This is a genomic window from Roseovarius sp. SK2 (assembly GCF_028807495.1).
Taxonomy (GTDB): domain Bacteria; phylum Pseudomonadota; class Alphaproteobacteria; order Rhodobacterales; family Rhodobacteraceae; genus Roseovarius; species Roseovarius confluentis.
This window is the reverse complement of the sequence record NZ_JARAMK010000017.1, coordinates 46,154-63,909: the sequence shown is the minus strand read 5'-3', so window position 1 is coordinate 63,909 and position 17,756 is coordinate 46,154. Positions and strand designations below refer to the sequence as shown.

Genomic DNA, 17,756 nt, shown 5'->3' with positions numbered 1-17,756 from the left:
GGTGTTGTCACGTTAACCTGTCGGCAATCGGCGAAGGCATCGCGTTAGTGGGATCAAGCGATGTTCGCAGCCGTTTTCCAGACATCAAGTGCCTGCAACCGATGGAAGCGGATGGTTAAGGCTGTGCGGCGGCAGGATGGGACAAAGAAGCAGTTTCGGGTTGCTGAGTGAACAGACACGAAGCGCTGCAAGCCGCCGGGTGATCGGTGTCCTTGCATCACCCGTTCCCGCTTTCGAAACGGCAGGTGGCTGTTCTCTGCGCGATTATTCAGGCCCTTGTGCGACCAATGATCCAAACCGGGCGCTACGTCGCGCTTGGCAGCGCCATAGGATCGCAGCTTGTCCGTTATAATCCGTTTTGGCACGAAGCCATGACGCTTGAGAAGTCTGAGCATCAGACGTTTCGCAGCCGGCTTATTCCGACTGGACTGGAGGATTTCATCCAGCACAACCCCATGTTGATCGACCGCGCGCCAGAGCCAGAATGACCTGTCGGCAATCTTCACGACGACTTCGTCCATATGCCAAACATCACCCGGACGGGCTTGCCTCCGTCGCAGATTCTGGGCGATCTGAGGCCCGAATTTGACCGTCCAGCGCCTGATGGTTTCGTAGGACACATCAATTCCGCGCTCGAGCAACATCTCCTCAACCTCACGCAGGCTTAGGTTGAAGCGCATGTAGAGCCAGACCGCGTGAGCGATAATCTGGGATGGAAAGCGATGGCGCTTGTAGCTGATAGCCGATGTCTGCATTGCAGTCAGATAAGAAGAAATCGCGACGCGAACAACAATAGGGCAGTTAACGTGACATCACCGAATCTAGGGTTTCATCGTGATCTATCCAACGGTGAACTGGCCCATCATTCCGCGATCTTCGTGTTCGAGGATGTGACAGTGGTACATGAACGGAGCCTCTGCCGTGGCGGGCTTGTCGAAACGGACGAGAATTTCAGTGGGCCCGTCGACGTGAACCACGTCCTTGAGGCCGGTCAGTTGCGGATCGACGGCCTGTCCGCCCGCATGCGTCACGAGGAACGAGGCCCCATGCACGTGGAAGGGATGGGCCATCATGTCAGCGTTGATCCGCCAGCGTTCGGTTTCGCCCAAAGGGACATGGAAATCTATGCGGCCCATGTCATATGAGGCGCCGTTGATGCCCATGGACTGACCCGAGCGGCCAAAGAGGTTGTTCATCATACTGCCCATCATGCCGCGAGAATGGATATTCAGGGTGAAGTCACGGGTCCGGACCGGCGCGCCAAGATCGGGCAACTGGGCGGGCAGGCGCGCGGGCAAGGCGTCTGGCGTCACCAAGGCCTGTCCTGAAACCTCGATCGACAGAATGTCGAGCGTGCCCGACGGGCCGGAGCCTCCGCCCATCATGCCGCCCATGGACCCGCCACCCATCATCCCAGCCGCGATGTCGGCAGACACGAGCCGCACAGCACGGCTATCGGAGAAATCGACGACGATTTCGGCACGTTCGCCGGGCGACAGGTGCAAGCCGGTCACCGCATGCGGTGTAGGCAGAAGCCCGCCGTCGCTGGCAATCTGATGGAACCGGCGGCCATCCGAGAAGCTAAATTCGTAAGTGCGGGCATTGGACCCATTCAAAAGACGGAACCGCACCAGACCGGCGGGCACGGTCACTTTCGGGTGCAGTGTCCCATTGACCAGAATGTCGCTGCCCTGAAACCCCGCCATCTGGTCCATGTGGCCAAGGTCGTAGGTCATTACTCCGCGCCGGAACAGGCGGTCCTGAACAATGAGCGGTATGTCATCTTCGCCATAGGTTTGGGGCAGTGGAACGTCGATCGCCGGGTCGTCCAGCAGGATCATCCCCGCTAGGCCGCGATAGACCTGATTGGCGGTCTGTCCGTGGACATGGCTGTGATACCACAGCGTCGCTGCAGGGTGATCCACCGGAAGTTCAGGCGCCCATGTCTCGCCGGGACCGAACGCAAGTTGCGGACCGCCATCAAGGTCACCGGGAAGGTGCATGCCGTGCCAGTGCGCGGTGATCGGCATGTCGGTGCTATTCTCCACTGAAATCCTCGCGGCGCGGCCCCTTACGAAGCGCAATGTCGGGCCAAGGTAGTCTTGTGAGAACCCAAGCGTCGGCGACGCGACGCCAGCGTAGAATGCCCGTGTGGCGGCATGCGCAGTCAGCGTGTTCCCGGCGATGCCATCCACGTCCATCAGCGGTGGGATCGGCAAGGGTGCGCCCGTTTCTGCCGCGATCGCACGGCGGGTCAGCAGCATCGGTGTGGCTAGGGTCGCGCCAGCCGCTGCACCGGCAATGATGAACTGTCGTCGTTTCATGGGTTTGTCCTTTCGCGGCGGAGGCCGCTTCTTTGAAGAATGCGTTAGATCCACCTGCGCAATACGCTGACGCGGATGGGCTCGGCGAACGTCGAGGAGCTCACGGCACACAACATCAAAGTCATAGTGTCGTCCGGCGCAAGCGCAGCGCGTTGAGTACCACGGAAATGGACGAGGCGCTCATGGCGAAAGCGGCGAACATCGGGCTGATGAGGATGCCGAAGAACGGGTAGAGCAGGCCTGCGGCGATGGGCACACCTGAAGCATTATAGATCAGCGCGAAGAACAGGTTCTGGCGGATGTTGCGCATGGTGACGCGGGCCAGGCGGCGGGCGCGCACGATGCCGTCGAGGTCGCCTTTTACCAGCGTAATACCGGAACTTTCGATGGCCACATCGGCCCCGGTGCCCATGGCAATGCCAACATCCGCCTGCGCGAGGGCAGGGGCGTCGTTGACACCGTCACCGGCCATGGCAACCTTGGCCCCGCTTTCTTGCAGATCGCGGACGATCTTCGCCTTGTCTTCGGGCAGGACATCGGCGCGGACCTCGTCGATGCCGAGGCGGTCGGCCACGGCCTTGGCGGTGCGTTCGTTGTCGCCGGTGGCCATGATGATGCGGAACCCCAGATCGTGCAGCGCCTTGAGTGCGTCGGGCGTGGTGTCCTTGATCGGATCGGACACCGCGACGAGACCGACCAGCGCATCTTCGACAACGACGAACATCACCGTTTCGCCTTCATCCCGGCGGATGTTGGCCACGTCGCTTAATGGTCCGGTTTCAAGGCCAAGATCCTCAACCAGCTTGCGGTTACCCAGCGCGACGGATTTCCCATCAACGGTACCGCGAACGCCTTTGCCGGTCACGGCCTCGAAGCCGTCGGCCTTAGCCATATCCACACCACGCTCTTCAGCACCGCGCACGATGGCCTCGGCCAACGGGTGTTCTGAGCCGCGCTCAAGTGATGCGGCAAGGCGGAGAACCTCAGCCTCGTCATGGCCATCCTCGGGCAGGACCGCGACGAGGCGCGGTTTGCCCATGGTCAGCGTCCCCGTCTTGTCGACGATCAGCGTGTCGACTTTCTCAAACCGCTCAAGCGCCTCGGCATTCTTGATCAGCACGCCGGCCTGTGCGCCGCGACCCGTGGCCGTCATGATCGACATCGGCGTGGCCAGGCCAAGCGCGCAGGGGCAGGCGATGATCAGGACCGCGACGGCAGCAATCAAGGCATATGACAGAGCAGGGGCGGGGCCCCAGACCGCCCACGCCACAAAGGCCAGAATGGCGATTACGATGACGGCCGGAACGAAGTAACCTGCGACCTTGTCTGCGTATTTTTGGATCGGCGCACGAGACCGCTGCGCGTTGGAGACCATTTCTACGATCTGGCTGAGCATCGTGTCCGAGCCGACGCGCGTGGCTTCGACGATCAGCGATCCGGTGCCGTTGATCGTGGCCCCTGTGACGGTGTCGCCTTCGACCTTTTCAACGGGAATGGGTTCGCCGGTGATCATGCTTTCGTCGATAGAGGAGCGACCCTCGGCGACGACGCCATCGACCGGCACTTTGTCGCCGGGGCGCACGCGCAAACGGTCACCTACGACCACATCTTCGAGCGCTATTTCTTCTTCGCTGCCATCATCGCGGATAACACGCGCGGATTTGGCCGCCATGTCCAGTAGCGCACGGATTGCCTTTCCGGTGCCTTCGCGGGCGCGCAGTTCCATCACCTGACCCAGAAGGACAAGTGTGACGATCACTGCCGCGGCCTCGAAATAGACACCAACATGGCCTTGTTCATCACGGAAACCATCGGGGAATATATCCGGGACAAGGACTGCAACAACACTGAACAGCCATGCGGCCATAACGCCCATCGCGATGAGCGAGAACATGTTGAGGTTCATCGTGCGGAACGAATTCCAGCCGCGGACAAGGAACGGCCAGCCACACCACCAGACCACGGGTGTACCGAGTATCAGTTCGATCCAGAGCGTGCCGCGCTCTCCGAAAATCTCTCTTACGCCGGGAAACCCAACGAAAGGCCCCATGGTGAAGACCAGAAGTGGGATCGACAGGATCGTGCCGACCCAGAACCGCCGGGTGAAATCGACCAGTTCGGGATTCGGGCCGTCCTCGTCCATGGCGGCACTTTCCAGTTCAAGCCCCATGCCGCAGATCGGGCAGGAGCCCGGGTGGGTCTGACGGACTTCGGCGTGCATCGGGCAGGTGTAGACCGCCCCATCGTGGTCTTCCGGCACGGTATCGTATTTGCCGTCTGCTGGCGCGGAACCGGCTGCATGGGCATGACCGGCGTGGCCGTGATGGTGACAGTCGGCTTCGGATGCCGACACTTCATCCTGCGGGACAAGGTGCATCCCGCATTTCGGGCAATCGCCGGGTTCGTCGGACACGACCTCGGGGTGCATCGGGCAGGTATAGACCTGTGGCTGGGATGATGCGTCTGGATGGTTCATGGTGAAACCTTTCTGAATTAGGTGAATTCGGACAGTCGCCCGGACTTGCGTTTTTTGCTGACGAGGGCCGCGATCAAGGAAAGACCGGAAACAACGCCGAGGACGGCAATCGTCCAAAGGACGGATTCTGAATCGCCCGTCATCGCGATCGCCCCCATGTGTGCCAGGAAGAAACTGGCGGGGATGATGCCGGCCAGCGTTGCAATGGCGAAGCGCCAGAAGTGCAAGGCACTAAGACCAGCCGCGTAGCTGATAAGGTCGAATGACAGGAACGGTAGGAGGCGGCTGACGAAGACGATCAATGTCAGCATGTTTTGTGAGCCGAGAAGCGCCCAACGAGATGTGTCTCCAAAAAACCGTGCAACGAAAGGATGGCCCAGTTTGCGGGCCAGCGTGAAGGCGATGAGCGCACCAAGTTCAGCACCGATCACGACAAGCACGGCCCCGACCCAATGTCCGTAGGCCGCACCCGCCGCCAAAGCGATCGGGGCAGAAGGCAGAGGGCTTGCAACGATAGCGACTGTCATCAGAGTGACGACGACAACCGGACCCAACAGGCCCGCGGCGTCAATCCAATTTTCAAGATCAGCACGGGTCGGAAGCGTCAGGTTCAGAAGGTCGGGCCGCGCAATGACGACAATGCCCCCGATCAGGGCGACGAGGAGGACGACACGGAACATCTGGATCAAATCAGCGGGGCAATGAGGAAGACGGAGGCCATCAGCGCAAAACCGTAGATTGTTTGAGGCGCAGACCAACGCAAAAGCAGAGCCTTTGTGCCGAACCGTGCCAGTTTTGCCTCGCCAAACGGATCAATCGCAGGCGGCCTGATAGAAATTGTGCTATTCGAGTGGCGGAGTTGGTATTTCACGATTCTACAGCCCTTTCCGAAGCCTTGTTTGTCATACTTCCTCCTGAGATAGGGGTTCCACTGACTGGAAGGTCAAGTCGCGGAAGTGTCATAGTTACAAATTGCGACAAAGCGGTTCTGGTTCAGGAATGTCCGAGGTCCGTAACGTGGCGCCAACGATCGTCGTAATTGACGCAGGCCCCAAAGAAAGCACCATGTAAATCGACGGATCGTAGCGGGCCTTGACTAGGAGACGGAATGACATTTTTGACGCGCCGGGCGGCTGTTCTTACTTCATTGGCTGCAGCTACGCTGCCGAATCTAACCTTTGCGCATGCATATGCCCTTCCGGATCGGTTTCTTCCTCAATTGGTGAATACCTATCGCACCGACTGGGTGCCCGGATCGGTCCATGTCGTTCCTGATGACTTCTTTTTGTACTTCATGTTGGAAGACGGAATGGCGATCCGCTACGGCGTGGGTGTCGGTCGAGAAGGGTTGTACGAAGCAGGTTCATTCAATGTTGCGCGCAAGGCCGAGTGGCCGCGTTGGCGTCCGACAAATGCAATGATCCGCCGGGAGCCTGAAAAGTATGCGCGGTTTGCCGATGGCGTTCCCGGTGGCCCTGGCAATCCACTGGGAGCAAGAGCACTATATCTTTATGATGATGATGGACGGGATACTTACTTGCGCATCCACGGAACAAACGAGCCACGGACAATCGGATTTGCCGTTTCAAATGGATGTGCGCGATTGACCAATGACCATGTATCCGATCTTTATGATCGGGTTCAGATCGGAGCGCGGGTGCATCTGTATCCAAAAACTGCGTCAAGCTGAAGTAAAGGCGGTCCTGAGATGAACGAGCCCCCCAGAATGTGAATGGGCAAAAATATCAGAATTAAAGGCTCTGCCTCAATCTGTGTGGCGGAACGGTAGCATTCTCGCCCGCAACAATTCTGGACCGGCTCGACCGTACATGGCGCGTTTGAGCGTCTTCAGGCGATTGATCTGACCTTCTGCTTGGCCGTTGCTCCATGGCATCTCGATGGCGTTTTTGACTGCATCGAAGTCCCGGTTCAATGTGCGGGCAAAGCGCACGATGGGCGCCAGATCGGTTTCGATCGCGTTGTCGATCCATGCTGGGAGCGGGTCTGCTTGGCGGCTGCGCAGGATACCGTTGAACCGCATGGCGAGACTTCGCATCGTTGCGAAGGCGGGAGAACCGGCCTTGAGCGCGTCGACTTTCCGCGCTTGATCCGGGGTGAGCTTTCCGCGGGGTTTGATGCACAGCGCGGCTGCGATGACCGGGGAAATCGCGTGCCCCGTTTCCGGGTCCCGGACTGGCTTAAGGATTTCGTGCTCTACCTTGGAGTCGCTCCCTTGCTGTTCTGCTTTTCGCCAGCCCGCCAACAGACGCTGCAAATGCGACTGACTCCCCTCGTAACCGCGCTCTCGGATCAGACGGAACAGGGCGCTGCCAGTTCGAATGCCCTCCTTCCAGCTTTGGCTCAGGAACTCTTCAAAGTACCACGGCGATGTCGGCTTCAAAGCGGCCCGCCTGCGGTCCGGTGGTGTCTCGAACTGCAGCCATTTCGCGATGCTGCGACGCGGGAACCCTGTTCGCCGCCCGATCTCGCTGCATGAAAGCCCCTGATTTCGGAGCGCATGAATGGTGGCGAAAATCTCTTCCCGAGACGTCCTATGCGCCAGGCGTGACTTCAGAAGGCTGCCGGCTGCGGTGATGTTGTCGGCGTCGGACAGCAGCGCCCTGCCGGTCGCACGGCCGTGAAGGTTCATTTGCTCCTCGATGGCCTGCCGCAGGTTTTGTACGATATGGAACCGGTCAGCGACCTGCTTCGCCTGCGGTGCCCCTTGCCGTGCTGCCTGGGCGTAGAGACCGCAGCGATCTCTGCTGATCACTTCCACCTCGGGGTGTCGCTTCAGCCAGTTGGTGCAGCTGACGACATCTCGATCCTCAAGAATGTCGATCACCACGCGACGCTCCAGATCCACAATGATCGTGCCGTAGGTTTGCGATTTCCGCCAACTCCAGTCGTCGATCCCGATGACTGTCGGCGACTCGCCACTGTCTTGGGCACGGTTCTTCAGCTGCCTAAGCACCGTGTCATCGCTGACTCCAAGGCCCAAACGATGCAACAACCGCTCGGCTGGCCGTCCGCCGGTCGCATGCCCAAGATGGGTGACAATCTCCCCGACACGCGAAGTACGACGTGCAAATGGACGCGCAATCGAGGCGATTTGGTCTGAGAATGTCCGGCGTGGGCAAGCGGGTGCCTGACATCGCCAACGGCAAATTGCGAGATCAACCGTTACCTCGTCTCCATGCGCGGGATAATCCTGCAGCCGCCGACGCCGCCAGCCGTGACGTCGGCGTGAATGCAATCCACAGTCTGGGCAAATGCCGTTGGGAGCCAAGACGCCAGATACAATCCACCCGCCTCTTTCACTTCGCTCAACGCTTTGAACGGCAACATCGCTCCCGGGCGACCAGTGCTTCTTCGAACTCACAACTATACCTCCTGAATTTTCCAGTTTCAGGATAGTTGCGCCACACAAAGTGAGGCAGAACCCAATTAAGGGCTACGCGACATTTGCCGTAACCCGTGCAATAGTGCTCAGCGAACCTTTACTGCCATTTGTCTCTACTTGTGCAAAAACGCTCCTGGTGGTGCCCATTTGGTTGCTCACATGCGCCACAATCGATACCGCCCCTGCCCCGTCACCTCCCGGATCAGGCCTCGCGCTTCCGTCCAGGCGAGATTGCGTTGAACGGCGGCACGGCTAGCGTTGGTCAGGACCTCGCCCATCGGGGCAGAGACAAGGGGCCATTCGGTAAGCACAGAGCGCAAGGCGCGCGGGGTCTTGCCCGAAAGTGGGGTCATTTCGCCTGCCTTGCTCGTCTTAGACACGCTTGAGGGTCCAAGCTGGATAAATCTGCTCGTTTCATCCAGCGCAGCAGGACAGTTTGGCGACATCCTTGTCGAAGGTCTGCGCGGCGAGCTTCAGCGCCTCGACCGTGGTAAGATAGGGAAAGATCGTTTCGCCGAGCGCCTTTGTCGTCATGCCGAACTTCAACGCCATGGCGAGCGTCTGGACACTGTCGGCTCCCTCCGGCGCCATGATGACGCCGCCCAGCAGGCGGTCGGTCTGCGCATCCGCGACCAGCTTGATCAGGCCCCGGGTATCGCGGGCCGCTAGCGCGCGAGGCACGTTGTCGAGGGTAAGCACGCTGGTCTTGACGTCATGACCCGCCGCACGCGCCTGCGCTTCGGTCAGCCCGACTCCGGCCACTTGCGGATCGGTGAACACCACCCAAGGCATCGATGCGTTGTCGTAGCGCTCCGTCCCGCCCAGAACGGCGTTGCGGGACGCGAGCTTGGCGCCATAGGCGGCCATGTAGACGAACTGATCGCGGTCGGTCACATCGCCGGCCGCGAAGATGCCGGGCTTCGTGGTCTGCATGTCGTCGCCCACCCGGATCGCACCGCGTGCGTCGGTCTCGACACCCATCTCCGCGAGGCCCAGCCTCTTGGTGTTGGGCGCACGGCCCGTGGTCAGGACGAGGCGGTGGGCCGTCAGATCGCGGTCGGTACCGTCCACCGTCACGGACAAAACCGCGCGGTCAACATCACGCCGCGCGGCGTGGTAGGTCGCGCCATCTAGGACGCGCAAGCCTTCGGCGCGCAAGGTCGCCGTGAGCGCCTCGGACACCTCCGGCTCGGTGTGCGGCAACAGGCGCGAGCGGCAGACGATGGTGACGTGGGTGCCCATCCGCGCCATCATCTGCGCCAGCTCCACGCCGATATAGCCGCCGCCGAGGAAGATCAGGCTGTCGGGCAAATGGTCCAGCGCCAGCAGCGACGTGCTGTCGAGCGTCGGTGCTTCGAGGATGCCAAGGATATCGGGCACGGCGGGTCTGCCGCCTGTGGCGACGATCACCTTGGGAGCCGTGATCTTGCGCCTGCCGACTTCGACACCGCCGGGGACGAGCTGCGCCGGACCCTCGTCGATATAAGTCACTCCATCGTAGCCCGGCAGCAGGTCGGCGTACTTCTTCTGGCGCAGCGTCGCGACCAGATCGTCCTTGGCCACAACCAGCGCCGACCAGTCGGCAACCTGCGCCTCTCCGCTGAGGCCCGGGAAACGATGCGCCGACTGCGCACTGTGGAGGGCTTCCGCAGCGCGGATCATCGTCTTGGAGGGCACGCAGCCCACGTTCACGCAGGTCCCGCCGATGGTGCCATGCCCGATGAGCGCGACCCGCTTGCCGCCCTCGGCGGCGGTGATCGCGGCGGAGAAGCCAGCCGATCCGGCACCGATCACGGCAAGGTCGAAATCGCCCGTGGGTGCCTTGGTTTCGTATTTCATGAACTCATCCATTTTCTTGAGATGCCCTGCGCCGCTGCCGCCGCCAGACGGCATAGATGGTCAGGCCGATAAAAAACGCCAGCGCGGGCAGCAGCACGTAGTCTATCCAGCCAAGCCAAGTCAAGCCGACAGGCCCACGGCGCCGAGAAGAACGACCAGGATCGGCGTGAAGCAGCAGAGCGCCGCGATGACGGTGCCGACGATCCCTGTCGCGATCATCTTGCGGTCGGTCTGCTCGCTCATCCCGTCAACCTGAGACGCGCGCCGGGTAGCCTGCATTGGCCGACGCGGTCGCGATCGCCTCGGCGCTGGTCGCGGCGGTGTCGAAGACGACAGTAGCGGTGCGCGCCTCGAAGTCGATCTCGACGGCGCGCACGCCATCGACGCCTTCCATCGCGCGCTTCACCGTCACCGGGCAGAGCGCGCAGGTCATGTTGTCCACCGCGAAGGTGACGGTCTGCTCGGCGGCGACGGTTTGCGCGACGGCAGGAATGGCCGTGATGGGTGCTGTGGCGGTCAGGCCGAACAGAACAAGGGCAAGGATCGTCTTCATGAGGGTGTCCTTTCGGGATCAGTAGAGAAGCGGGGCCCACCAGTCGATGGTGAGTGCAGCGACGACGAGTATCAGGGAAGCCCAGAGCGCGGTCTTGGTGATCCGCGCCGAGGATGGGCGCGCACAGTAGGAACCAGGCTCGCAGACGGTCGGCTTGCGCAAATACACCTGCCGGAACCCGGCCCCGATGAAGCCGAGCGCGATTACGGCAAAGATCGGCTTGTAAGGCTCCAGTGCCGTGAGGTTGCCGATCCAGGCGCCCGAGATGCCGAGAGTCAGAAGCACCAGCGGCCCGATGCAGCAGGCCGAGGCGAAAAAGGCGCCCACAACCCCGCCCGCCGCAAGCCAACCCTTTCGGGCGGGGCGATCCGCCGCTGAAGTGTCTGTTCTGTCGTCTGTCAGTGTCATGTCGCGCACCTCTCGTCTGTGGTTGATGATGGGTGTAGGGTCTGTAGTAACTACAGGCTCAAGAGGAAACCTGCCCATGACCGATCACGAACGCGAGAGCGGCTTAACACGCGGCGACCTGGCCCGGGCGACCGGATGCAACATCGAAACAATCCGCTATTACGAGAAAACGGGCCTGCTGCCTGACCCACCCCGGACCAATGCCGGCTACCGGATCTATGCCACCGCACACGCCACACGCCTGCGCTTCATCCTGCGTGCCCGGGAACTCGGGTTCTCCATGGAAAACATTCGCGGGCTTTTGGGGCTGGAGGACGGAGCCGCCCCGACTTGCGCCGACGTCAAGGAGAGAACAGAGCGCCACCTTGCTGATGTGCGTGCGAAGATTGCAGACCTCCGGCGGATCGAATCCGTCCTCGCTGCAACGGCATCCAGGTGTTCTGGCGCCGAAGTCCCCAACTGTCCGGTGCTCGACGCGATTTCTGGAAACTGAAAACTATGACACGAACTTCCCGAACTCTTGAAGCTCCCATGCATCGAACTGGAAGATTCAAGATCGTGCCGCTACCCATATCTTGAATCGCCCCTGGCCGGTCACCTCGCGGATCAAGCCTCGCGCTTCCATCCAGGCGAGATTGCGTTGAACGGCGGCACGGCTAGCGTTGGTCAGGACCTCGCCCATCGGGGCAGAGACAAGGGGCCATTCGGTAAGCACAGCGCGCAAGGCGCGCGGGGTCTTGCCCGAAAGCGGTGTCATTTCGGCTTCCGCCCGCGCTGACCATGCTTCAATATCGTCTAGGTGCCGCATTGCTGTCAGACATGCCGTCTCCATCCCCTCAAGCCAACACGCCAAACGGTCAGCGGGTGGGCCGCCAGCGCGCAGCCCCCCTGCCCCACCCATGGCCAGAGGTGCAAAGACTGCTCCCTTGCCCTCGCTGGCCGCGATCCGCGCGGCCGTGACTGCCGCTTCCATTCGATCGCCCTGCTGCCCAAGGCCCGCAAGGCTCCAGAGGTGATAACCCGCGCAGGCACGGGTTATCGGGTGCAGCTCGGCGGCTTGCGCCATCAGGTTCAGCCAACCGCCCGCGCGATCCGCAAAAGGCTCGGCGTCATCGACCATGTTCTCGGGATCGCGACGATCGAGGAAGGCAGAAAGGTCCACCTCGGGGCCTGGTCCCCCTGTCAGACGACGTACCGCCCAACCGACACGCGCCAGTCCTGCGGGGTCCTCTTGAACGCCTGACAGGCGCATGGATATCCAAATAGCAATGCGATCCGGGCCAATGCGGTCACCCGCGAACCAGCTGAGGTCGGCAGCCTCGATCAGGGCAAGCCTGTGCCGCCATCCTTCCGGGCTGCGCTTCAGGCGGTCGTCCAGCGCGCCGACGCGACCGGCCACACGGGCAAGACGCGCGGCATGACCCGCCTCTGCTTTCCGCCAATCGTCGAGGACCTCGGCTTCACGCGGTTCGGCCCGCGGTCCGGGCGGCAGATAATCCGGCTCCTCTTCCATGGGACCGGGCAGGAACCAAAGATCGTCCTCGGACGACTGTTCCACCTCCTCAGCATCGAGAAAGAGAACGTCCGATTCATCATGAAAGGCAGGCGCTTGAGGCTTCATATGTGCAAAATACTGGGTTTTTGCATTTTACCCAAGGGTTTTGTCAGAGTGCACCCGCGCTTCTTATATAGCACGCGCGGGCGATGGTCGGCGAGGGCTCTCTGATCGCGCTCAGCCTATGGAAACCAAGGGCTTTCCGTTGAGCAGGGGCACAGAGATCGCCCTTGCATCCGTTTACAAACGGTCGTTTATTAGCGATACCTTAAATTGCAAACGGCCGGATTTCATGCCCCTTATTGGCTATGCGCGCGTATCAACCGAGGATCAGACCCCCTGCCCCAGTCGCAGGCCCTGAAATCCGCAAGCTGCGCAGAAATCCATGAAGAGCACGCCTCCGGCGGCAATCGCGCCCGGCCGGTGCTGGCACGCGTGCTGGAGCGCGTGGACCACGGCGACACGCTGGTCGTCGTGCGGATCGACCGGCTTGCGCGGTCTTTGTCGCACCTTCTCGAGGTGATCGAAACACTGGAGGGCAAGGGAGCTTTCTTCCGCTCCCTCCAAGACCCAATCGACACTGGATCGCCGCAAGGCAAGTTTACGTTGCAGGTTTTGGGCGCTGCTGCCGAATTCGAACGCGCCCTGATCCGCGAGCGTACCAAGGCGGGTCTTGCCTCCGCGCGCGCCAAAGGTCGCGTTGGTGGCAATCCTGGGCTAAGCGCCAAGGATCCCGCCGCGCTGCGTAAGGTGCGGCTGGCGCGACAGGACGGCTACATGGAGCGCCTGAACGAGACCGCGCAAGATTGGGTGCCCCATGTGCGCCGCTTGCGCCCCGATATGGCTTGGGAAGACGTCTTGCGGATTATCAATGGCCCCCTGCCCCATGATCGGCACTGGACGCAAAGCCGCTTGCTCCGCGCCGTGAAAGCCTACATCCGCGACGGGTTTCTACCCGCTGAAGTGCTTGGACGCACTGGACGTCGCGAAACCGACGATCGCCTGCCCGCGATTGTCGCGGCAATCAAAGGTGCCGATCCTGACATAACGCTGCAGGCGATCTGCGAGCGGCTGGAATCCATGCGTAAGCGCACGCCTCGTGGACGGACCAGCTGGCAGCCTTCTTCCGTGAGGATGCTGCTGGACCGTGCGGAAAAGCTAGGATTGTTGGAGTAGTTTAGAGAGCAAAGTTATCCCATAGCCAATGAGATATCGCTCACCCCGTTCGCGAGCTCAGCAATCTGCAGGCTTCATCGACCGTATCTTCGAAAGGAGCGTCAAAGGGATATCACCTTGCACCACAGATCAAGCGCCTCGCAGCAGATCCTGCACGACCGATGGCTTCTTTGCGATCAAGGCCAGCAGGACTTGAGCAGGGCCCGTCGGGTGTCGACGCCCATGTTCCCAGTTCAAGAGCGTGCCCTTTGCTACTCCTATGCTTCGGGCGAATTCAGCCTGTGAGAGACCAGTTTTTTGGCGAACTTCGGCCACATCGACATCGACAACGGATACCTCATGGACCTTGGCGGCCGTCATGTTTCCATCTGCGAATGCCAAGGCCTCTTCCAGGCCTTTCGACACCGATTCATATGCAGTCATGTTGCGTCTCCATACCTTGCGACAAGCGCTTTGCTCATTTCGACTGCCGCGGCTTGTTCAGCCTTGGACAGGTTGGCCTTTTCGTTCTTGGCAAAGATCGTGATCAAAAAGATCGGCATATGGTTCCCGCCAAATACATACAACGTCCTGAAACCGCCGCTCTTACCGCCCCCAACTCTTGGGATGCGAATCTTGCGAAGCCCACCGCCGAGAGAAACCCCATCATCAGGATTGCCGGCAATGTAGTTGATTGCAGCCTCGCGCTCTTGCTCAGACATGATTGCTTTGGCGCGCCTTTGGAATTCGGGCAGTTCCACCACCGTCTGCAATCGTGTCATTCTAAGTTACCATTTATGCTTCGCTGACGTATAAGTCAATGGCACACGAACCGCGGTTAGCGCAACCCAATTTGTGCCACTCTTGGATAATGCCCAACTGACAGCGTTCCGACCAGATGCTTGAGGCAAGTGTAGATCGCAGCTCGAGAGCGTCGAGTGGCTTGGTCTTTCGGAAAATAGCCAGTCATGACGTGCCAGAAGAAAGGATGCGGTGTCCTCCCGGCTGAACCCTGCACTCTTCCGACACTTAACTACCCCTGCGTTCAGCACCTGAACACTGGTCCGGGACCCCTACCCTTGTATCTCCTCGGCCCGCTCCGCCTTTGGATCGTCTGCAAATAGGTAGAAAACGGCATTCGCATCTGCGAACTCAGCGTTCATGCACCGCGTCGCGACACATACGCGTCTCCTTGGGCAGCTTGCCCCGAAACCGCTTCAGTGCTTTGAGGATTTCATCCACGCGAGGCTTACGCCGAACACGCACAGCACCATCGTCTTTGACGAGGTCGATCTCATCACCTTCCTTCAAGCCGAGTTCAAGCACAAGTTCGGCGGGCAAACGGACAGCTAGATAACTCCCCCATTTAACGACTTGCATCTTGTCCTCTCAAGGCATGGATAAAACAACGTTCAGTGTACATCCATCTCGCTCCACAAGCAAAGCCATCGCCCTGCAGGTGCGGCGACGGAAATGCGCCGATGCGCCATCGCAACGGAACCTGTTGTAGTCCAAAAAATTTGAAGAATCATTCGGTTCGCACTGATTCAGCGGTACCATCAACCAATAATGCCTAGTCTGTTTCTCGGCGGGAAACGTTCCCTTTTTTCGAAGAGGCGCTCCATAAAATCGAGTTTTTCATTATCAATTTCAATATCGTAACCAAGATCCGACAGCTTGATTGAAATTGGTGTTGTGGATAACTTTTGCACTACATCTAGATTCTTCTTGCCGGACTCGCTGGATCGTGGCATTCCCATTCTGACGGCAAATTGCGTCAGACACGTTGTGCGTCGTCAAAATGACCAAGAGCCTTAACAGAGGCCAAGAGCGGGCGGCAGGATATGGATGATCGTAACGTTGGATATGCGCAAGGCATAGGCTCTTCTGACATCGGCACGTTTGCCGACAATCTGGCCGAGTCCTTGGATCGGCAGATGAAGATCGCCTTCGAACCCGAAGAGCGTAAAGCCTTGCGGCGTTTCAGCTCGACCGAAGTCGCTGGTCTCCTGCGCGTAAGCACGTCTAACCTGCGCAACCGGCACAAGGACGATAGCTTCCCGGAAGTGCATACTGATAACCGCGGGCACCGGTTCTACACAGCCCAAGAAGTGGACGAATTGCGCAATATCTTGGAGCGCACGGGAAAGAATGCCGAATCTTATCGGCCAGGTCGACGCGATGGCGACCGACTTCAGGTGCTATCTGTCGTCAATTTCAAAGGTGGTTCGTCGAAAACAACAGCGACGATACATCTTGCACAGCGGTACGCCTTGCGCGGCTACCGTGTTTTGGTCTTGGATCTCGATCCGCAAGCAAGTTTGACCACATTTTTCGGCTTTCGGCCCGAACTCGAGTTCGCCGAAGGCGGAACAATCTATGATGCTCTGAGATATGAGGATCAGGTTCCGCTCTCTGACGTGATCCAAAAGACCTACTTTCACAAGCTCGACATGGTTCCGGCCGGCTTGATGCTCTCGGAGTACGAAACCGAGACAGCAAACGCGCTCGCCCGTCGGATGCAGCCCATTTTTGCGGAGCGCCTCGCCTTGGCACTCGAGGAGGTAGAGGCACGTTACGACATCGTACTGATCGACTGCCCTCCTCAACTCGGCTTTCTGACTCTCACGGCATTGGCGGCCTCTACAGGGCTCCTGGTGACGGTCGTACCAGGCATGCTAGATATCGCTTCCATGAGCCAATTCCTGAAACTTGCGTCAGAAACGGTAAAGGCCGTTGAAGAAGCGATTGGACGCCGTGTGACATGGGATTTCGTCAAATTCCTGATCACAAGATATGAGCCGTCAGATGGGCCACAGACCCAAATGGCTGGCTACCTGAGATCAATTCTCGCCGGCCAGGTCATGACTGAACCCATGCTGAAGTCTACCGCAATCTCTGACGCCGGAATGACCCAGCAGACCGTCTATGAAGTTGATCCCGGCCAGTTCATCAGGAAAACGATTGATCGCGCTCTGACCAGCGTGAACGGCGTTGCCGATGAACTGGAGCAGACGATCCAAATGGCATGGGGGCGTCGCTGATGGCCAGAAACATTTTCAACCAACCTCCGAAGGACGAAAAAGAGAGCGCGGCTCCCTCCCCTACCCTGCAAAAAACTGCAAAGCTGCCCGGCTCTGTTGGCGGTTTGCGGGACTCCTTGCGCGAAATCACGGCCAATTCGATCCGGGACATCGAACCCGATCAGATTGACATGGATGGCCTTCGCGATCGGTTGGTGCTGGAAGATACGAGTATCGACGAGCTTGCCGAGAGCATTCGCAAGCATGGCCAACAAGTGCCGATCATGGTCCGCCCATCGGGCCAACCCGACAGATACCGCATCATCTACGGCCGCCGTAGACTGGCAGCGATCCGCAAGATCGGAGGAACGGTCAAGGCAATCGTTCGCACATTGGACGACGACGCCTCGCTTATCGCACAGGGTCAAGAGAACAACCTTCGACTTGATCCGTCTTTCATCGAAAAATCTTTGTTTATCAGGGAGATGCAGGAAGTTGGGTACAAGCCCGGCGTCATTCAGGATGCTTTGGGGTTAACCCGGCAAGGCGTGTCCAACCACCGGGTCGTTATCGATCAACTGCCTGATGGGCTTGTTCAGCTTATCGGGCCGGCACATGGCATCGGAAGACGGCAGTGGGGTGATTTAGCGGCCCTATCGGGAAAGGTAGACTTGGTGAATTCGGCCAAAGAGGTGATCGCCGCCCTACCCGACGACACTCCAAGCCCCGAGAGATTTCAGGCGGTCTATTCTGCTTGCTCGCACAAGGCGCGTGCAGACAAAGAACCGACCAATCGCGGCGTGACGTCCGTCGTCAAGAATGAGAGCGGCGACACTGTCGGAACGCTGACAGTCGATCAGAAAGCGATCGCTATCAAGATCGCCAAAAAGGACAACCCGGAATTCGGCCAGTGGCTCGAGGAGCGTGCAGAAGCGGCGCTTTTGCAACTCTTCGATACTTGGCGGAATGAGAGCGGCTCTGGGTCTTAACCCAAGCCACATAGAGGAACCCGAGCAAAGG

Annotated in this window: 17 protein-coding genes and 3 pseudogenes; 5 read left to right on the top strand and 15 right to left on the bottom strand. The window is 59.7% G+C overall.

Annotated features, from left to right (window positions below):
* Nucleotides 1-53: 53 nt before the first annotated feature.
* The 4 genes from PVV74_RS22045 to PVV74_RS22030 form a co-directional block, all read right to left on the bottom strand.
* Entirely contained in the window at nucleotides 54-755 is a 702-nt protein-coding gene (locus tag PVV74_RS22045) for an IS6 family transposase (protein ID WP_057796910.1), read from the bottom strand.
* 84 nt (nucleotides 756-839) lie between these two features.
* Complete coding sequence (locus PVV74_RS22040; protein WP_274594673.1) at nucleotides 840-2,324, bottom strand: multicopper oxidase family protein; 1,485 nt, start codon at nucleotides 2,322-2,324, stop codon at nucleotides 840-842.
* 121 nt (nucleotides 2,325-2,445) lie between these two features.
* Nucleotides 2,446-4,800: a copper-transporting P-type ATPase gene (locus tag PVV74_RS22035; protein ID WP_172977595.1), complete on the bottom strand. Its 2,355-nt coding sequence runs from the start codon at nucleotides 4,798-4,800 to the stop codon at nucleotides 2,446-2,448.
* Between the two features lie 17 nt (nucleotides 4,801-4,817).
* Entirely contained in the window at nucleotides 4,818-5,480 is a 663-nt protein-coding gene (locus PVV74_RS22030) for a TVP38/TMEM64 family protein (protein ID WP_057796909.1), read from the bottom strand.
* A gap of 428 nt (nucleotides 5,481-5,908) precedes the next feature.
* On the opposite strand from PVV74_RS22030, the gene PVV74_RS22025 reads away from it, so the two are divergent.
* On the top strand, nucleotides 5,909-6,490 hold the full coding sequence (locus tag PVV74_RS22025) for a L,D-transpeptidase (RefSeq protein WP_082631181.1): 582 nt from the start codon (nucleotides 5,909-5,911) through the stop codon (nucleotides 6,488-6,490).
* A gap of 75 nt (nucleotides 6,491-6,565) precedes the next feature.
* On the opposite strand, the gene PVV74_RS22020 is transcribed toward PVV74_RS22025, so the two are convergent.
* From PVV74_RS22020 to PVV74_RS21995, 6 genes and pseudogenes are all read right to left on the bottom strand, one after another.
* Nucleotides 6,566-8,182 (bottom strand): ISL3 family transposase, encoded by a 1,617-nt coding sequence (locus PVV74_RS22020; protein ID WP_073038202.1) that lies wholly within the window; start codon nucleotides 8,180-8,182, stop codon nucleotides 6,566-6,568.
* 176 nt (nucleotides 8,183-8,358) lie between these two features.
* Nucleotides 8,359-8,559 (bottom strand): annotated as a pseudogene (locus tag PVV74_RS22015) (hypothetical protein); the annotation flags it as partial.
* A 58-nt stretch (nucleotides 8,560-8,617) separates the two neighbouring features.
* Nucleotides 8,618-10,042, bottom strand: a complete 1,425-nt coding sequence (gene merA / locus PVV74_RS22010) for a mercury(II) reductase (protein ID WP_144435656.1) — start codon at nucleotides 10,040-10,042, stop codon at nucleotides 8,618-8,620.
* A gap of 4 nt (nucleotides 10,043-10,046) precedes the next feature.
* A pseudogene (gene merF, locus PVV74_RS22005) lies at nucleotides 10,047-10,285 on the bottom strand (mercury resistance system transport protein MerF).
* Nucleotides 10,286-10,289: 4 nt separating this feature from the next.
* Complete coding sequence (locus tag PVV74_RS22000) at nucleotides 10,290-10,595, bottom strand: heavy-metal-associated domain-containing protein (protein WP_057796972.1); 306 nt, start codon at nucleotides 10,593-10,595, stop codon at nucleotides 10,290-10,292.
* 18 nt (nucleotides 10,596-10,613) lie between these two features.
* Nucleotides 10,614-11,003, bottom strand: coding sequence for a mercuric transporter MerT family protein (locus PVV74_RS21995; RefSeq protein WP_057796974.1), 390 nt, complete (start codon nucleotides 11,001-11,003; stop codon nucleotides 10,614-10,616).
* A gap of 76 nt (nucleotides 11,004-11,079) precedes the next feature.
* On the opposite strand from PVV74_RS21995, the gene PVV74_RS21990 reads away from it, so the two are divergent.
* The gene (locus PVV74_RS21990) at nucleotides 11,080-11,496 is read left to right on the top strand and encodes a MerR family transcriptional regulator (protein ID WP_057796971.1); all 417 of its coding nucleotides are present in this window, start codon (nucleotides 11,080-11,082) and stop codon (nucleotides 11,494-11,496) included.
* Nucleotides 11,497-11,553: 57 nt separating this feature from the next.
* Here PVV74_RS21990 and PVV74_RS21985 read toward each other — a convergent pair whose 3' ends face one another.
* Nucleotides 11,554-12,624, bottom strand: a complete 1,071-nt coding sequence (locus tag PVV74_RS21985; protein WP_274594672.1) for a hypothetical protein — start codon at nucleotides 12,622-12,624, stop codon at nucleotides 11,554-11,556.
* A 226-nt stretch (nucleotides 12,625-12,850) separates the two neighbouring features.
* Here PVV74_RS21985 and PVV74_RS21980 point away from each other — a divergent pair.
* Nucleotides 12,851-13,734 (top strand): annotated as a pseudogene (locus PVV74_RS21980) (recombinase family protein).
* Nucleotides 13,735-13,863: 129 nt separating this feature from the next.
* Here PVV74_RS21980 and PVV74_RS21975 read toward each other — a convergent pair.
* The 4 genes from PVV74_RS21975 to PVV74_RS21960 form a co-directional block, all read right to left on the bottom strand.
* The gene (locus PVV74_RS21975) at nucleotides 13,864-14,157 is read right to left on the bottom strand and encodes a helix-turn-helix domain-containing protein (RefSeq protein WP_274594671.1); all 294 of its coding nucleotides are present in this window, start codon (nucleotides 14,155-14,157) and stop codon (nucleotides 13,864-13,866) included.
* Entirely contained in the window at nucleotides 14,154-14,495 is a 342-nt protein-coding gene (locus PVV74_RS21970) for a type II toxin-antitoxin system RelE/ParE family toxin (protein WP_274594670.1), read from the bottom strand. Before PVV74_RS21970 ends, PVV74_RS21975 begins: the two co-directional genes overlap by 4 nt.
* A 370-nt stretch (nucleotides 14,496-14,865) precedes the next feature.
* Nucleotides 14,866-15,093: an AbrB/MazE/SpoVT family DNA-binding domain-containing protein gene (locus PVV74_RS21965; protein WP_067623053.1), complete on the bottom strand. Its 228-nt coding sequence runs from the start codon at nucleotides 15,091-15,093 to the stop codon at nucleotides 14,866-14,868.
* A 179-nt stretch (nucleotides 15,094-15,272) separates the two neighbouring features.
* The gene (locus tag PVV74_RS21960; RefSeq protein WP_274594669.1) at nucleotides 15,273-15,467 is read right to left on the bottom strand and encodes a hypothetical protein; all 195 of its coding nucleotides are present in this window, start codon (nucleotides 15,465-15,467) and stop codon (nucleotides 15,273-15,275) included.
* 90 nt (nucleotides 15,468-15,557) lie between these two features.
* Here PVV74_RS21960 and repA point away from each other — a divergent pair, with 90 nt between their 5' ends.
* Nucleotides 15,558-16,757 (top strand): plasmid partitioning protein RepA, encoded by a 1,200-nt coding sequence (gene repA, locus PVV74_RS21955; RefSeq protein WP_274594668.1) that lies wholly within the window; start codon nucleotides 15,558-15,560, stop codon nucleotides 16,755-16,757.
* Nucleotides 16,757-17,725 carry a plasmid partitioning protein RepB gene (gene repB / locus PVV74_RS21950; RefSeq protein ID WP_274594667.1) on the top strand — a complete coding sequence of 323 codons (969 nt, stop codon included), beginning with the start codon at nucleotides 16,757-16,759 and terminating at the stop codon, nucleotides 17,723-17,725. The genes repA and repB overlap by 1 nt, the downstream gene beginning before the upstream one ends.
* The last annotated feature ends 31 nt before the right edge of the window (nucleotides 17,726-17,756 follow it).

Excerpts from the sequence above, each read along its gene's own strand:
- PVV74_RS22045 (WP_057796910.1), bottom strand. The coding sequence starts at position 755 with ATGCAGACATCGGCTATCAGCTACAAGCGCCATCGCTTTCCATCCCAG.
- PVV74_RS22040 (WP_274594673.1), bottom strand. The coding sequence starts at position 2,324 with ATGAAACGACGACAGTTCATCATTGCCGGTGCAGCGGCTGGCGCGACC.
- PVV74_RS22035 (WP_172977595.1), bottom strand. The coding sequence starts at position 4,800 with ATGAACCATCCAGACGCATCATCCCAGCCACAGGTCTATACCTGCCCG.
- PVV74_RS22030 (WP_057796909.1), bottom strand. The coding sequence starts at position 5,480 with ATGTTCCGTGTCGTCCTCCTCGTCGCCCTGATCGGGGGCATTGTCGTC.
- PVV74_RS22025 (WP_082631181.1), top strand. The coding sequence starts at position 5,909 with ATGACATTTTTGACGCGCCGGGCGGCTGTTCTTACTTCATTGGCTGCA.
- merA (WP_144435656.1), bottom strand. The coding sequence starts at position 10,042 with ATGAAATACGAAACCAAGGCACCCACGGGCGATTTCGACCTTGCCGTG.
- PVV74_RS22000 (WP_057796972.1), bottom strand. The coding sequence starts at position 10,595 with ATGAAGACGATCCTTGCCCTTGTTCTGTTCGGCCTGACCGCCACAGCA.
- PVV74_RS21995 (WP_057796974.1), bottom strand. The coding sequence starts at position 11,003 with ATGACACTGACAGACGACAGAACAGACACTTCAGCGGCGGATCGCCCC.
- PVV74_RS21990 (WP_057796971.1), top strand. The coding sequence starts at position 11,080 with ATGACCGATCACGAACGCGAGAGCGGCTTAACACGCGGCGACCTGGCC.
- PVV74_RS21985 (WP_274594672.1), bottom strand. The coding sequence starts at position 12,624 with ATGAAGCCTCAAGCGCCTGCCTTTCATGATGAATCGGACGTTCTCTTT.
- PVV74_RS21975 (WP_274594671.1), bottom strand. The coding sequence starts at position 14,157 with ATGACTGCATATGAATCGGTGTCGAAAGGCCTGGAAGAGGCCTTGGCA.
- PVV74_RS21970 (WP_274594670.1), bottom strand. The coding sequence starts at position 14,495 with ATGACACGATTGCAGACGGTGGTGGAACTGCCCGAATTCCAAAGGCGC.
- PVV74_RS21965 (WP_067623053.1), bottom strand. The coding sequence starts at position 15,093 with ATGCAAGTCGTTAAATGGGGGAGTTATCTAGCTGTCCGTTTGCCCGCC.
- PVV74_RS21960 (WP_274594669.1), bottom strand. The coding sequence starts at position 15,467 with ATGCCACGATCCAGCGAGTCCGGCAAGAAGAATCTAGATGTAGTGCAA.
- repA (WP_274594668.1), top strand. The coding sequence starts at position 15,558 with ATGGATGATCGTAACGTTGGATATGCGCAAGGCATAGGCTCTTCTGAC.
- repB (WP_274594667.1), top strand. The coding sequence starts at position 16,757 with ATGGCCAGAAACATTTTCAACCAACCTCCGAAGGACGAAAAAGAGAGC.